The organism is Nocardia higoensis NBRC 100133, assembly GCF_000308595.1.
In the GTDB taxonomy this organism is placed as follows: Bacteria; Actinomycetota; Actinomycetes; order Mycobacteriales; family Mycobacteriaceae; genus Nocardia; species Nocardia higoensis.
Genome location: NZ_BAGA01000181.1, coordinates 40,753 through 55,334, shown reverse-complemented (window position 1 = coordinate 55,334; position 14,582 = coordinate 40,753). Strand labels below are relative to the sequence as shown.

The 14,582-nt window shown below is 63.2% G+C and carries 14 protein-coding genes; all 14 read left to right on the top strand.

What is annotated here, in order from left to right:
• Positions 1 to 5 precede the first annotated feature (5 nt).
• A complete protein-coding gene (locus ON26_RS29615) occupies positions 6 to 1,136 on the top strand; it encodes a serine hydrolase domain-containing protein (protein ID WP_040801315.1) in 1,131 nt (376 codons plus the stop codon).
• Positions 1,137 to 1,236: 100 nt separating this feature from the next.
• Positions 1,237 to 3,555, top strand: a complete 2,319-nt coding sequence (locus ON26_RS29610) for a hypothetical protein (protein ID WP_157172074.1) — start codon at positions 1,237 to 1,239, stop codon at positions 3,553 to 3,555.
• A 510-nt stretch (positions 3,556 to 4,065) separates the two neighbouring features.
• Positions 4,066 to 4,356 (top strand): hypothetical protein, encoded by a 291-nt coding sequence (locus ON26_RS29605; protein WP_040801311.1) that lies wholly within the window; start codon positions 4,066 to 4,068, stop codon positions 4,354 to 4,356.
• Positions 4,357 to 4,446: 90 nt separating this feature from the next.
• Positions 4,447 to 4,866 carry a hypothetical protein gene (locus ON26_RS33715; RefSeq protein WP_157172073.1) on the top strand — a complete coding sequence of 140 codons (420 nt, stop codon included), beginning with the start codon at positions 4,447 to 4,449 and terminating at the stop codon, positions 4,864 to 4,866.
• Positions 4,859 to 5,371: a hypothetical protein gene (locus tag ON26_RS33710; protein WP_157172072.1), complete on the top strand. Its 513-nt coding sequence runs from the start codon at positions 4,859 to 4,861 to the stop codon at positions 5,369 to 5,371. The genes ON26_RS33715 and ON26_RS33710 overlap by 8 nt, the downstream gene beginning before the upstream one ends.
• Before the next feature lie 681 nt (positions 5,372 to 6,052).
• On the top strand, positions 6,053 to 6,484 hold the full coding sequence (locus ON26_RS29595; protein ID WP_040801307.1) for a hypothetical protein: 432 nt from the start codon (positions 6,053 to 6,055) through the stop codon (positions 6,482 to 6,484).
• 672 nt (positions 6,485 to 7,156) lie between these two features.
• Positions 7,157 to 7,747: a hypothetical protein gene (locus tag ON26_RS29590; RefSeq protein WP_040801306.1), complete on the top strand. Its 591-nt coding sequence runs from the start codon at positions 7,157 to 7,159 to the stop codon at positions 7,745 to 7,747.
• Between the two features lie 18 nt (positions 7,748 to 7,765).
• A complete protein-coding gene (locus ON26_RS29585; protein ID WP_040801304.1) occupies positions 7,766 to 8,200 on the top strand; it encodes a hypothetical protein in 435 nt (144 codons plus the stop codon).
• 76 nt (positions 8,201 to 8,276) lie between these two features.
• Positions 8,277 to 8,864, top strand: a complete 588-nt coding sequence (locus ON26_RS29580) for a phage tail tube protein (protein ID WP_051027884.1) — start codon at positions 8,277 to 8,279, stop codon at positions 8,862 to 8,864.
• Between the two features lie 120 nt (positions 8,865 to 8,984).
• The gene (locus ON26_RS29575; protein ID WP_040801302.1) at positions 8,985 to 9,275 is read left to right on the top strand and encodes a hypothetical protein; all 291 of its coding nucleotides are present in this window, start codon (positions 8,985 to 8,987) and stop codon (positions 9,273 to 9,275) included.
• Between the two features lie 68 nt (positions 9,276 to 9,343).
• Positions 9,344 to 9,652, top strand: a complete 309-nt coding sequence (locus ON26_RS29570) for a DUF5361 domain-containing protein (RefSeq protein WP_040801299.1) — start codon at positions 9,344 to 9,346, stop codon at positions 9,650 to 9,652.
• Positions 9,653 to 9,824: 172 nt separating this feature from the next.
• The gene (locus ON26_RS29565) at positions 9,825 to 12,065 is read left to right on the top strand and encodes a hypothetical protein (protein ID WP_157172071.1); all 2,241 of its coding nucleotides are present in this window, start codon (positions 9,825 to 9,827) and stop codon (positions 12,063 to 12,065) included.
• Entirely contained in the window at positions 12,062 to 12,955 is an 894-nt protein-coding gene (locus ON26_RS29560) for a hypothetical protein (RefSeq protein ID WP_040801295.1), read from the top strand. The genes ON26_RS29565 and ON26_RS29560 overlap by 4 nt, the downstream gene beginning before the upstream one ends.
• Positions 12,955 to 14,574, top strand: a complete 1,620-nt coding sequence (locus tag ON26_RS29555) for a Gp37-like protein (protein ID WP_040801293.1) — start codon at positions 12,955 to 12,957, stop codon at positions 14,572 to 14,574. The genes ON26_RS29560 and ON26_RS29555 overlap by 1 nt, the downstream gene beginning before the upstream one ends.
• Positions 14,575 to 14,582: the final 8 nt, after the last annotated feature.

Below are 14,582 nucleotides of genomic sequence, written 5' to 3'. Positions count from 1 at the left end.
TTTTCATGAGCGAATTCACCGTGCCCGCGACAATCTCCTCGCCTGCGAGCATCCCGTCGGCGACCTCCGTACCAGGCATCGCATCGCCGACGCCGGCGCAACTTCTGGTCTCCGGGGCAAGGGCCGCCGTGGCAGCGGGCTTTCCGGGCGTGATCGGCATGGTGCGCGATGAGCCCTACAAGGAGTACATCGCGGTCGGTTACCGCAAGTACCAGACGCAGCAGCCCGCGGACTGGTCCGCTCAGTTCCGCATCGGCGCGAACACCGAAGCCTTCACCGCAACGGTCATCCTCCAGCTCGAGGCCGAAGGCGTTCTGTCGCTGGAGGACACGGTCCACCAATGGTTGCCCGGCGTCGTCGATGCCAATGGCAACGACGGCGCCGCCATCACCATCCGCCAACTGCTGGATCACACCTCGGGCCTCCCGGAGTACTCCTCCCAGGCCGCCTTCACCACTACCTACGCGCTCAACTTCGAGCCGAACCAGCCGTGGCCGCCGCAGATGCTGGTGGACATCGCCGTCGCCCAGCCCCCGTTGCACGCACCGGGACAGCAGTTCGCACACGCCAACACCAATTACGTGCTGGCGGGCATGATCATCCAGGCCGCGACCGGCAAAACCGCCGCCGCCGAGATCAACAGTCGGATCCTGATCCCGCTCGCCTTGGACGACACGTCCTTCCCCACGGCGGATCCCCAGCTGTACGGCAACTACCTCGAAGGACATTCGATCACCTGGGGCATCTACCGGTTCATTACCGCCTCACAGGTCCAGGCCTTCGGTGCCGCGGGCGCGATCGTCTCCACACTCGACGACCTCGCGACCTTCACCCGAGCGCTCATCAGCGGTCAGCTGTTGCCCGCCGTGCAGCAGGCCGAGCTGAAAACCACAGTGCCGGTGCCCAACTCCAACGGCTCGGCCGCCTACGGACTCGGCGTCCTGCGCGTCGAAACCAGCGCGGGCCCCGTGTGGCAGCACACCGGCGGCGTGCTCGGCTACTACAGCCTCTGGCTGACCTCCGACGACGGCTCGAAGCAGGTCGTGGCGGCCGCCAACGAACATCACATGACGGTCGGCACGTCGAGTCAAACCACGATCGGGCAAGCCGCCTTGGACGCGTACGCCGCGCTCTGACGGCGATCAGCGCCCTATCAGTGACGGGCGTCTCATCGAACTCTGCTCCGCACCGCGCGGTACTGCCGCGCGGTCAGCCGGCATGTCCAAAAGGTAACCGATGACCAATTCCATTACACCGCAGATATACCGGCCGGATTGGGTGGATGTTCGAGCGGACTGGTTTCGGCGGATGACAGCGAGTGGCCTCGCCGACGCACCGTCCGAGCCGCCCTCGGTCACCACGTTCCACAACATGACGCCCCAGTCTGCTGCCAGGCGGCTGGAGCGAATACGAGCCGCCGCCGCACTCACCCTCACCGCCGATGCTGTCCAGTCCATGCTGTCCCCGGCACAGTCGAAGCTGACATTCGTAGACGAGCCCGTCGGCGATTACTACAAGCCGCCGAACAGGCAAAAGCTTCCAGCGCCCGCCCCACCCGCGCCACAGCCGGCGGCAGTGGATCAACTGCCGCCGGTTGTGAACCCTGATGCTCCCCGCCCGACTCAGTGGGACGGCCCACTACCGAAACTTCCCTCGCAACAGAGCGACGAATCACGCGCGACACCATCGTCGCCCGGAACCACGCCGATCCCTGTGCTTCCAGAACCAGCCCCTGCTGAAGACTCATCCGAGCATGTCTTCGGCCTCCCCGACGTCACAGGGCACGCGCCCGGTGATACCTGGGACGAGACGCTGCCGAACGGGATCACCCGCACCAATACGATCCCGCTCGGCAACGGGCTGAACACCGTCGACCAGGTGATCCACAACGCCGACGGCACGATCACCTACTCGCGAGTGGTCTCCGACGGCCGTGGCGGATACCAGCGGTGGAACAACGACTCGACCGGGACCGCCTCGTACTACAACAGCGGTGATCCGGGAGCGATGGGCTTCGGCCAGCACTTCATGCCGGGCACCTCGACAACCGGGGCACCGGACCGCGAGTTCGGGACCACGCCCGGCTGGAAAGAAGTGGTCAGTCCGTCCTACGACGCGGACGGCAACCTCGTGGGCTACGACGTCGGCGTGCCCAACGCCGACGGGCTCTACGACAACATCCACTACGACAACGACGGCAACCGCACGGTCACGACAGCATCGCCGGACGGCTTCGGTGGTGTTGCCAGCAGATTCTTCGAACAGGTCGACAGAAACGGCAACGGCTGGCGCATCGGCCCGGACGGCGAACCCTGGACGATGACCCTCGACAGCCACGGAAATCCCGTCATGGTGCGAACCGTCGATGACGAAGACGGGGTTCTGCTCTCGCGAATCGACCACACCGGGCTCCGGACAGACGAATTCCGTGGCGTCGACGGCGAATGGTTCCGTGACACGACGACGCCGGACGGCCGGACCACCCGGCTACTGCGGGACTTCACACGGATCACCTTCGACGCGGATGGCGCCGAGATCGCTCGCCAGGGCCGTCCCGACACCCGCGCCGCCTGGGAAAAGGCCGCCGGCTTCGGTCTCGCGTTCGGGAAAGGCGTCTCGACCGGCGCACTCGGCCTGGTCGAATTCGCCGGCGCGCTCTCCGGTGTCAATGCGCAGATCAACCTCGTAGGAAAGCTTTTCGGCAAGAACCCGAACCTCACCACGCTCCCGGAAACGGTCATCGGGTTCGGCAGAACGGTGGTCGATGTCGCGGTTGCCGACTACCGGGCATGGACCACGACGGCCAGCGAACTGGGCGCGTTCCTCTTCGGTGAACAGGGTTGGGATGAAACCTGGAACGAAGTGAGCCGCGCTATCGGCAACTCCTACAACGAGATGTCCAAGCTGGTCATCGGCACCGATTGGACCGGGTTTTCCGAACATCCAGCAGAAACGCTCGGAAACGCGGCCTTCGGAATTGCTTTGATTTTTGGTGGAGGGAAGGTCATCGGCGGCATCGATGCAACTCCGTCGTTCCGACCGGGCTCGGCACGCGAGGTACCTCACCCTTCTGGCGGTCGGACACCATCAGGCGCCCAGCATGAATCGTTGAGAAGGACTGGCCCGGCCTCGGAGAAGCGCTCAGTCGAGTCGCAGAGGACGCAGCATCAGGAACACAGTGGGCAGGCTTCTCGGAATGTTTGGGGAGGACTGGATCAGATCAAACATGCTACAGGCTCATCGTCCCTCGCACGGCGCCGTGCGTTGGAGGCAATCCTGAACTCCCCAGACTTTGAGAACTTCAAGTTTACACATCAGCCGGTCTATAGCCCCACCGTATACAGCGGAATGGCGCGACGAAACACCGGAATACAGATTGGCCGGATTCCGTTCAGCTCACGATTGGAGTTGCGGAGAACCATTGTCCACGAGGAACTGCATCACCGCTGGTTTGCGCGCGGACGGATAAACCACCACCCTCGCGACGGTAGTGGAACATCAAAACTGTTCTATGATACAGTCAATCGTTATCTTCAATTTAGAGGATGGGCATAATGGAGCAAGCTGCGAAATATAGTCAATTTTGTTCCAGTTGCGGTCAGTCTGTGGCGGGATGGTGGGGTCAGGAGTTCCTCGATCATGCGAATGAAATTCGCTGGTTCATTGAGTGGGAGTGCCCCTCGTGTGGAGTCGTGAGTGACGAATCCGGCATTGGGGTCGGACCGGCTACGCTGCGCCGAGCACTCCTGGATGAGTTCGGCGGGGCGATTATAGCTGTATCGACGAGTCGTCCCGCACGCCTAGCGGTAGTGAAGCGGTTGCGCGAAATGTTCGGACTATCCCTGGCTGAAGCGCTCGCGGTATTGGCAGAGTCCGGCCCCAATAAGCCAATCGGGACAGCGGTAGAGGTTCGCTCTGTCATCGAGACACTTGAAAAGTTGGGGTATCATACTCAGGTGATGCAGACCGAGCCCGGTGAAGGCTCTCGCGACCGATAGTCCGCAGCAGTGGGCGGAGCGCTCTTCTTCCTGTTACCGACTCTACGCCTCGAATTGAGGGGACTGCATGAATTCTGCTATCCGCCGGCTCGGTAGGTGGGAGATGCAGCGCCGCGCGGCATTGGCGGCGTTTCTTCGCGCCGTCGGCATCGGTGATGCAGATATTGACATCGACCCAGTGTCATTGCTTATCGAATTGGATCTATTCGTGGTCGGCCAGGATTTCTCTGCGATGGACGAAGAGGATTGGCTTTATCTGAATACTGTGTTGGCGGCGTACGTGGCGCAGGTCTTCATTGTGGAATTCGAGGCCGAATGGAAGATCCTGGTCGATGAACGAGGGCGCCCAGGATGTTAGCAGCAGCAGAAGAAAAGTGTGCCCCCGCCCGTCCTGAGGGTGCCGCATCGTGCAGCCGCAGAATTCACAGTCTAGAGCTGGACGGATGGCATGATTGCATATGCCACCTGGGGCATGTCGCAGTTCGCAGACAGTGAACGTCTCGAGTTTTACATGTTCGCCGCGGAGGCCGACTGGATGATCGAGAATCATGTCGAATCTCGTGCCGACGGAGTGTCGAGCGCATCTCCCGGTAAACCAGGCCAACTGATCATCGACCCGGAGGCTTCGTACGGTGCCTGGCTGCATGAAACACGGCACATGCTCGATGATATGGAGAGCGGGTGGCGCGGTTTTCGCATGATGGCTGATCGGGATGTTCGGGCGCAATGGGAACGCCGCGCATACCATGAGGAGATCGAACATGCTCGGCTCGTCGGGGATGAGACGTCCGTGGTGAACTTGCATCGACTATTGAAAAGGAACTCAAAAAGATTTATCGAAGAGAGCGGAGGAATGGATGGTGAATGATGGTGATGATCGCCCGAATCTGCTCGGCGGCGCGAACGAGCCACGGCTGGATTCGGGGTATATTCGAGATATGAGCGATGGTCCGGATCTGGATGTCGATGAATTGTCTGATGCCGACTGGGATGAAATCGACCCCGAAGGTATTCGCAATGCTGCGCCACTAGACTATTCTGGCATGACGGTGGTGGAACTCGAACAATTCGTTAGAAATGGTGATCCGCGTGGATCTGCCGCAATTGTGGAGCTTGTGGATCGTGCTGGCACGAATGATACGGCTGCGCGCATTGTTGCTGAACTCGCGAAGCTGCGGTCGGTTCGTGATGATAAATTCAACCTCTACAGCTTTGCTGAATATATAATCGTGAATCTTTTGACCCTGGGTACGCAAACTGCGCGGGATGCCGCCATTCTCGTGTTCGAGACACTTGATCACGACGAGCAGGTGAACATTCTGCAATGGCTGAATATTTCGGATATCCGGCAGGTCGGCAAGGCTTCCAGTTGACGAGTTGGCATACGACCTACGCCGTAGGGCGTTGAAAACATTCGGCGCGAAGGTATTAAAATCATCGATGGAGGTGCGGGCGCAAGGGAGTTGCGGAGTGGGCGCTGATAGGTCAGTCTATTGTGGTAGGTGGAATTATATTCTCCATCGCCCTGTTGGTCGCCACTATACGGAGGATCGAGCGCGCGCCTGCCATGAGACTGGCATAGGTTACTCTGTCGCTTTGCTCGGACCTCGCACCGATGGCGTGCCGGATAGCGTGATCGAAATAAACACAGCAACTGGCTGCTACCTCGTCTGGTTCTTCGACGATCATGGACGGCGGGAGTACTGTTACTATTTTGACAAGGCATCCGGAGATCTTCTTTTTATGAAAGAAATGATCACCTATTCATATCCGAACGATCGAGCTGAGGATATTTCGGGGGCCTCGTCGATCAGGCGCACAGAATTTTCGGAAGACGGAATAGTTCGCGACACGTTGGATGATTACGAGGACGGATCACGTGAAACGACAAGCTACGATAATGTGGATGTGTCGGTCTTTTGGGAGCCGATTCCCGACTTCGGTCACCGGGGCTCGATAGCTAGGTGGAATCGGGGATAAAGTGATGCAAATCCGGTCGTGTAGAGTTTGCTTTCGCCGATTACCGACTCAACTTCTCGAATCGAGGGGAATGCATGAATTCTGCTATCCGCCGGCTCGGTAGGTGGGAATTGCAGCGCCGCACGGCACTGGCGGAGTTTCTTCGCGCCGCCGGTATCGGCGATGCAGATATTGACAATGACCCAGTGTCATTGCTTACCGAATTGGATCTATTCGTGGTCGGCCAGGATTTCTCTGCGATGGACGAAGAGGATTGGCTTTATCTGCATACTATGTTGGCCGCATACGTGGCCCAGGTCTTCATCGTCGAGTTCGGTGCCGAATGGAGGCTCTTGGTCGATGACCGGGGGCTGAACTATGTACTCGTGGCTGGCGGGCGGGATGTATCCGAAGGCTTCTTTTCTCCGCTGGATTTGGTTTATGAAGATTTTCGGCGCAGTCAGCCGCCCCGATTGCCCAGGATGTTAGCGGCAGCAGAAGAAAAGTTCGCCCCCGGACTCTCCTAGAGGTGCCGCATCGGGTTCAATATCCAGATCGTGCAGGCGTCTCGGCTGTATATCGTGGTGCCATAAACGAAGGACTCGGCGATGAATCGCTACACTTTTTGGACCGACGATGAGGGGAGGGAGTTCTTTTCGGCGATCGCGTCGGAAATGAGTAGAACTTTCGGAATCTCCGAAACGGAGGCTGTAGCTAGAATCAACCAACGATTCGTGGGCTTGGAATTTTTCGGAGACGATGTTATTTTTCATAAGTCAGAGGATTATTGGGCAAAAGATGTGATGTTCGGCCATGGTATATGGTCAGAATCGGGATCTAATATAGATCCGCTGCCCGCGCCCAGTTCGTTCGAGCGCTTGCTGCACAAGCAGCCTTGGTGGATTCTATATTGGAAATGGCGCCGCCAACGGCAGATCACTCAGCTACGACTCCGTGTCGAGAGGCGGGGGAAGAGGTAGTCCGCCCGCCAAATCATCCAGAACGGGTGGGGTGATATCAAAACCCTCGGCTCGTCTGTGTCGTCGTCTCGGTAGATCCACTTTTGGTGGCTCAGCAAATCTGTGAATCCGAGTGTAGTCGGGTTTTCGCAACTCTGAGACGCCATCGGCTTGGACGATCGAATAGTTGCGGCCCGAGGTCGCGGAAAGTTGTTGATGACATTTATGTCCGATCGAAAAGTGATTGATTCGATAGAGTTCGGTGTCGGTCAGCCGCAGTCCTCCTACTCGAAAAGTGAGACAGGACAGCTGGTTACGCCGGAGTTCCTCGCCCTGATGGAGCAGATGCTCTCCGGCCGGCTCCCGGAGCCCGCCGCAGGCGAGGAGCTCGACCCACAGGTGAAGGCCTTGGCCGAGGAACTGTCGGTGATCCACCTGCCGGCCTGGCAGCGGGGCGCGGGCACCACGGCCGAGGCGACGGTGACCGGTATCAAACAGGCCACCAGGGTCGCCGAATACCTTGTGCAGCGCGGTGTTCGAGTGCATGCGGAGCTGGAGGAGATCCGTTGGCTACCCACCCCGGGCGGCCAGCCGGGCGCGTTCGACACCGGCCTGCACGTGCGCAAGGACGAGAACGGCTGTTGGCCCGACCCTGATCCGGACTCCTTCTACGACATCGACGATATCGATGTCACTCAGACCGAGGACGGCGCGTGGTGCGCCGTCCATCCCCGGGGGCTCGTGTTCGAGGCCCCGACCAAGACCGAAGCCTATGCGGGGCTCGTCGATCAGCTGCGTGAGCGGATCGAACGGGCCCGCGGGGCCGACTGACCAGGAAAGAGGTTTCCGATGGAACGAATCGTGTTCCCGGACATCGAACAGACTCTGGTCGGGTACCTGTCCACCCAGCTCGCGGCGCTCTCCGATACCGCCGCTGTGGTGACGCGGGTGCCCGATCCGCGGCCGGTGCGCATGGTGCGTGTCGTGCGCAACGACCGCAAGCGGCGCGAGGACGTCGAGGACAGGGAGGGGCGCCGTGGCACCCACCTGATTCTGGACAGGCCTCGTGTCGTCATCGAGTGCACCGACGACGCCGGCACCGCGGCGGCTCTGGCGAGCCGGGTGCGCGCCATCCTGTCGGCGGCGGCACCCGGCTATCTCGGGGCTGTGTGGTGTGACCACCTCGAGGATGTCGGCGTCGAGAACGACACCGACCCGGCGACCGACGCACCGCGTCAGGTGATCGTCGCCGACCTGATCGTGCGGGGCGCAGTCTCCGCCTGATTCCCCGATTCGGGAATCACAACTGAATATCCGATCCCAAGGGGCCTGCGCAACTGATCCCAAGGGAGATATCACAATGGCTCTGCCTTCCAGCAAGTTCATCGGCGCCGGAACGCCGAACATCGCCGTGACCGGCGGCGTTCTGGTCGCCCCGCTGGGCACCACGCTGCCCACCTCGGCCGCCATCGCCCCGATCGCGGCCTTCAAGCCGCTGGGCTACGTCTCCGAAGACGGTATCGAGTCCCGCGGTGAGCGTCGGGTCGAGACCATCAAGGACTGGAACGCCGACATCATCGCCAAGCTGCAGACCGAGCATTCGGTCGCCTTCGGCCTCACCCTCTACGCGGTGTGGGACGCGGACGTGCTCAACGAGGTGTTCCATCCCGACAACGTCGAAGTCACCGCCGCCACCGCTTCCAGCGGCACCATGGTCAAGGTCGAGGAGACCGGCCTGGTGCTGCCGCGCCGGGCGTGGATCTTCGACATGAAGAACGAGGACAAGAAGCTGCGGATCGTGCTGCCCAACGCGCAGATCTCCTCGGTCACCGAGAAGAAGTTCGTCTCCAACGAACTGGCCGGCTTCACCATCACCGTCGAGGCGTTCAAGGACGACGCCGGTGTGAAGGCCTACCGCTACCTCGACGACGGCGTCTTCGCCGCCTGATAAAAGCCCCCAGTGGCGGCAGGTAATTCACCTATGCGCAGGCCCGCCTGCCGCCGCTGGGCCCTTCACTGTTTTCCGAGCCTGCGCACAACAACTGTCATGAAAGGGTCTGCGAAACCGATGACTACCCCCAAAGCCCCCGTCACGCTGAACCAGCCGATCACCGTCAAGGACGATTTCGTGGTCGAGGTCGGCGGTGTCGAAGTGCACCTGCCCTCGCTGTCGTACCTGAAGCCGGGCCTGATCCGCCGGATTCGCCGGCTCGGTGACGTGGACGCGATGTACACCTTGCTCGAACTGGTGCTGCCCGCGGAATCGCTTGCCGCGCTGGATGATATGGACCCTGACGCCTACCACGCTCTGCTCGAGGCCTGGCGCGCCCATTCGGGAGTCAACCTGGGGGAATCCTAGGCCTCGATGCTCTTCTCGAAGAGCATGGCGAGGCTGTCGAATTCGATCTGATAGCTCTCGGCCTGCGTTTGCGCCAGCTCGGCACCGACGTGCTGAGCTGGCGTGACCTCAAGGCCATCATCCGGTGGCTGCCCGCCGAATCGGCCCTGCTGCGGTCGATGGATCCGGAAGCCAGCCGCTGGCGACTCACCCAGCACCTGCTGGCCGATATGACCGAGTCCCTGCGCTGGCTGGTGTGGTCCAAGACCCCCGATGCCCAGCAAGGCAGACATCGGCCCGAGCCCATCGCACGGCCAGGCAAGAAGACCGACCGCGAACGTGTCGGCACCGCTACCGCCATCGACCAGATGAACACCTTCCTGGACTGGGGTCGGTAACAGGCGCCGAGGCCAGGGCAGCGGCCGAGAAAGTAGATGTCAATTTGAGGAGATACACATGAGCTCCGTAGTGCGGAAACCCGGCGGCTCCGGTCCGTCTCCGGCGCGCGGACCCGCCGCCTCTCGGCCGGCGCGGCGTCACCCGGTGATGGGGATGCCGGACATTCTCGCGATGACCAATGCGGGTGCCCTGCCTCCGGGCAAGAAGCTCACCCTGCCCAGCGGTGCGGTGTGGGAGGGCGGGCGGATCGCCGGAACCTCCACCATCACCTTCCCCGACGACGATCCGCTGTTCGTCGACTCGGGTGACTCACCCGAGTCGGCCGGCTCGCCGGTGCGGATGGATGCCTTGGCGCGCGCGTTCCAGGGTGTTCTGGGCGTGATGCCGAGGATCTTCGCCGACTGGGTCGCCTCCGGCGGTGGCGGAGAGCAGGCACGCACCAGCACTCGGGTTCTGCGGATGAGTGCGCGTACCACCTTCCAGAATCCGTACCGGGCGGGGCAGCCGGAAGGCGAACGCGACGAGGCCGTCACCGATTCGGGCCTCGCCGACCGCACACCGATCCGCCGGGCATCCGGCGGCATGGTGTCGGGTCCCGGTGGCCCGCGCGATGATTCGATCCTGGCTCGGCTGTCCGACGGCGAGTACGTCGTCAATGCCGCGGCCACCTCGAGAGCGCTGCCGCTGCTCGATGCGATCAACGCGGGCTGGGTACCCTCGCCGGCGTACCTGGCGCGCATGCTGCCGGGCTTCGCCGCCGGTGGACTGGTCGATTCGGCGGGCAACAACGGCGTGTGGCGCGATCTGCTGGCTCGCAACCTCGTGAAGCCGGTCGGGCCGGGTGCGGTCACGGGTGCGGACTTCGGCCTGTTCGGCATGGTCGGTGATGCTTTCGGCGTCATCGCCGACGGTGCGCTGAACGCCGGTGCGCGCGCCGGTTCCGCCCTGGGCGCGGCGATCGCGCCCGCGTTCGGTCCCGGTGGCGCGGTGAGCAGATTGTTCTCCGCGTCGGGCGGCGCCTCGGCAGATCCCACTCAGACCTTCGAAAAGCGTGATCTTCCGGGCGGGGCGCCGAATCCGCTCGCCGCTTTTCTCCATATCACCCCGCAGGGGGCGTCCACGATTCCCCGTGCTGCGATGCTTCCCGGCCTCACCGGTCTCTTGTCCGGCAATTCGGCGGGCACGGATGATGGCACGGGCCAGATGGCCCGGCTCGCCGAAGCGCTCGGGCAGGGAATCGAAAGCGTTGCCGCGGACGCCGGCGCGAGAGTGGGTTCGGCGCTGGGCTCGGCGATCGGCCCGGCCCTCGGGCCGTCGGGTGCGCTCGCACCGGAGATCGGCGCCCAGCTCGGCGCCATGATCGGATCGAAATTCGGCGGCAGCCTGCGCGCTTCGATGACCATGACCGGCACCACGCCGGTCGACCCTGTGACAGGCCCCGGCACCGGTGCCCCGACCGTGGACGGGGGAGCGGTCGCTTCGAGCGAAACCGGCTCGGTCGCTCCGCAGGTCGGCGCGGGCGGCACGTTGCCGGGAATCCCGGTGGGCGGCTCGGACGGCATTCCCCTCCAATATCTGCTGCCCAGTGGCCGGCTGACGCCCGCGCTTTCGGTCCGTGAAGGCGGCACCGTGCAGTCCATGCTGTCGGCGCTGCGCACGGACGCGCCGAAAGCACTGGGTACGGCGGTGCCGCAGGCGAAGAGCCTCGAGCAGGCGATGCGGCCGTACGATCCCGTCACCGGCAGCGTCGCGGACTTCGCCCAGGTCGCCGGTGCCAAGCTCGGCGTCGATTTCGGGATCGGGGAGAACGCGGGTCGCGATATCGGTGACTTGTTCGGCGCTGTCGCGTCGCTCGACCCCGAGGGGCAGTGGGCGCCGACCTTGGCGATGGGTGTCGGCAACCTGCTGGGTATCGACTTCCGGCCGGACCAGCAGGAGGCGTTGCGTCAAAATCCCTCGGTCGAACAGCAGATCGGTTTCGCCGCCGTGACAGGCGCTGTGCAGGGTATGCGGCAGCGGGGACTCGTCGGCGGCCTGACCGGAGCGATCAGTGGAGCCGCGTCGACGGCGGGCAGCATGCTCGGCTCCGCGGCGGGAACCGCGTTGGCCGGCTTCCTCGGCCCGGCGGCGCCGCTGGCGCCCGCGATCGGCAGCGCGATCGGCTCGATGGCCGCATCGACGCTGTCCAGCCTGGTCACCCAGCCGATCGAATATGCCGCCCAGTCGGCGAAAGAGGTGATCGGAACCGGTTTCGGACTCACCGATCTCGCCGAAGGTCCGGGCGGCCGGACAGTCCGCCAGGACATCTACAACTTCAACGGCATGGACCCCAAGAGCGCCGCTATCGCGGTGGAGCGGGTCAATCGGCGCCGGACGCTGGCGCAGCAACGCGGAGGAGGGCTCGGTCGATGACCCACCAGTTATCGAATGCGCACGACACGAAAGTGGTCGTGTGGGATGTCAACGGGCGAGTGTGGCATCTGTCGGGCGCCAATGCCGGGCGGGAAGGGGTGCGGCTGTCGAAACAGGCCGGATTCATGTTCGCGCCGGTGCAGCTCCTGGTGTCCGAGGGCGCCCGTCAGGACGGCGCGACCTTCCAGCGGTCGGTCCGCTCGAAGAAGGAATGGGACTTCCTGGTGGTGATCTCGGCTACCACGCACCGTCCCGCCGCCGACCCGGTGCGCGATTTCCTCGCCGTCCACGACGCCTGGTTCCGCGGCTGGTCCACCGACAAACCGGTCACCGTAGGCTATTTCACCCGGCATCAAGGGTGGCGTTTCCAGCAAGCGCAACTCGACGCCGCGCCGGAACCGATGGGTGACATCGATCCGGCGCGCAACGCGTTCGCCCTCTACAAGATGTCCGCGACGGCCATGGACCCGCTGGAACATCACTTCGAGGAAACCTCGGTGTGGACCGATATCGCCGGCCTCGGTGAAGGCGTTGTGCGGGCGCGCAATGCCGCCGACCAGCCCGCCTGGCCGCGCTACACCATGAACGGGCCCGGACGCTGGAGGATCCAGGATCCCGTCGGCGGTGAACAACCGCGTCTGGTGCAGACACCTGTGTTGAGTGCGGGCGAGACCCTCCGAATCGACACCCATCCGAGGCGCCGCACCGCCACTGTCTACAGCGCCGAGAATCCGCGTGGCCGCAATGTGTGGGCGCAGCTGGCGGGCAGACACTGGCTGGCGGCGCTCCCGCCGTGGAGTTCGACCGACATCACCGTCACCGTGGACGGCGGCACCACCGAGTCGAGCCTGATCGTGTCCGTCACCCCGCGATCGTCGAGGCCGTTCTGATGAGCGAACCGACCTGGGATCCGCACGCGCAGGCGCGTCACATGGACGACGTCTACCGGATCGAGCGGGAACAAGCCCGCAATTCCGATGTGCTGGTGCGCTATTGGGACAAGTTCATGCGTGAGGTGGGGGAGGAGCACAGCTATCTGTCGCTCGAGTTCACCTATCCGCGCAACGCGGCGGGCGGGCTCAAGATGATCTGCCCCCGCGACATGGTGCACTTCGATCACCTGTTCAACAACGAGGACGGGGCCGACGCCACCATCCCGATCACGGTGAATACCCGAGGCTTCCGGTGGGACGGCTACATCACCAAAGCCGCGCTGGTCCGTGACGAGAACGGCGTCGAGACCGTGGACATCGAGGCGATCCACGCCTGGAACCACATCTCCACCATCTGCTGCTGGGCTTCACCGTTCGCGCCGATCCTGGCGCAGTTCCCCCGGCACATGATCCAGTTCGGTCCGGTCCGCACCCTGGTGACCACTTATCTCACCGCGAATCTCCTGCGCCTGCAGGCGCCGGGCTGGGCGCCGCCGGGAACCGCGGACAACCCCGGCTGGGCGGGTGCGGGCAATCCGTTGTTCCCGATCGCAGTGGTCCCCGTCGACCCACGCACCGACACCAGTCGCTGGAGCGCGGCCTCGGCACGTTTCGACATGGCCGACAAGTTGTTCGTGCCGATGCTCGAGGATTCCGGTGTCATGCTGACGGCCCGGTTCTTCCTCCCCGAGGAAGACGAGCAGCCCGCACCGGAGTGGTTCTATCTGGAGCGGCCAACCGTCGTACTGGAAACGGTCGACAAGTCGGGTGTGACCGGCCCGACGGGCACCTTGCTCGATGGCATCAAGTCCTGGCTGGAAGAGTTCGCCGAAGACGGCACCACACCGATCCGCTATCCGAACTTCGAATCGACCACCGAATACGAAGCGGTGTACGGGAATTACGGCAAGTTCGGCACCTTCAAGAACTTGCCGTGGGTGTGGTACTTCGAAGGCGAGTACTCCGGCATCGGGCGATCCGAGGTGGCCCTGCACAAGCCAACGGCGACCGACGTCATCATCGGCGGCCGGTCACCGGGCTGGGTCAACGCGGGCATCGAGATAGCGATCAAAGGGCTGTTGTCGCTGATCGGCATGGACTGGCTGTACCGGGGCCAGCTCAACGACGTGTTCCTGGCCTGGAACGTCTACCGGGACCTGGAGCGTGTCGAGCGCAGCGGCCCGTACGCGTTCCGGGAGCTGTACATCACCGGCAGCGACAAGGCCTTCACACTCGACGGCTTCGTCGCGGCCCGCCAGGGCCTGCACCTCACCCGCGGCTACACCAGTCATCGGGTCACCGTGGAAGACAACGCCCCCTACCTGCTCGGCCGGGACTTCGGGCTCGGCGACCAGATCGGCTTCGCCATGGGGCAGCTCATCTTCACCGACTACGTGACGGAGCTGACCTTCACCGACGACCGGGAGACTCCGGCCACCTGGCAGATCACCGTCGGCGACGGCTCCGACGAGGAGGACGCGGTGGTCAAGGCATGGCAGCGGCTGGGCCGGGTCGCGTCCGCGATCAAGGATCTCGCCACCGATGTCGGCGCCGATCTCGACCTGCTCATCTTCTGACCTTTGTC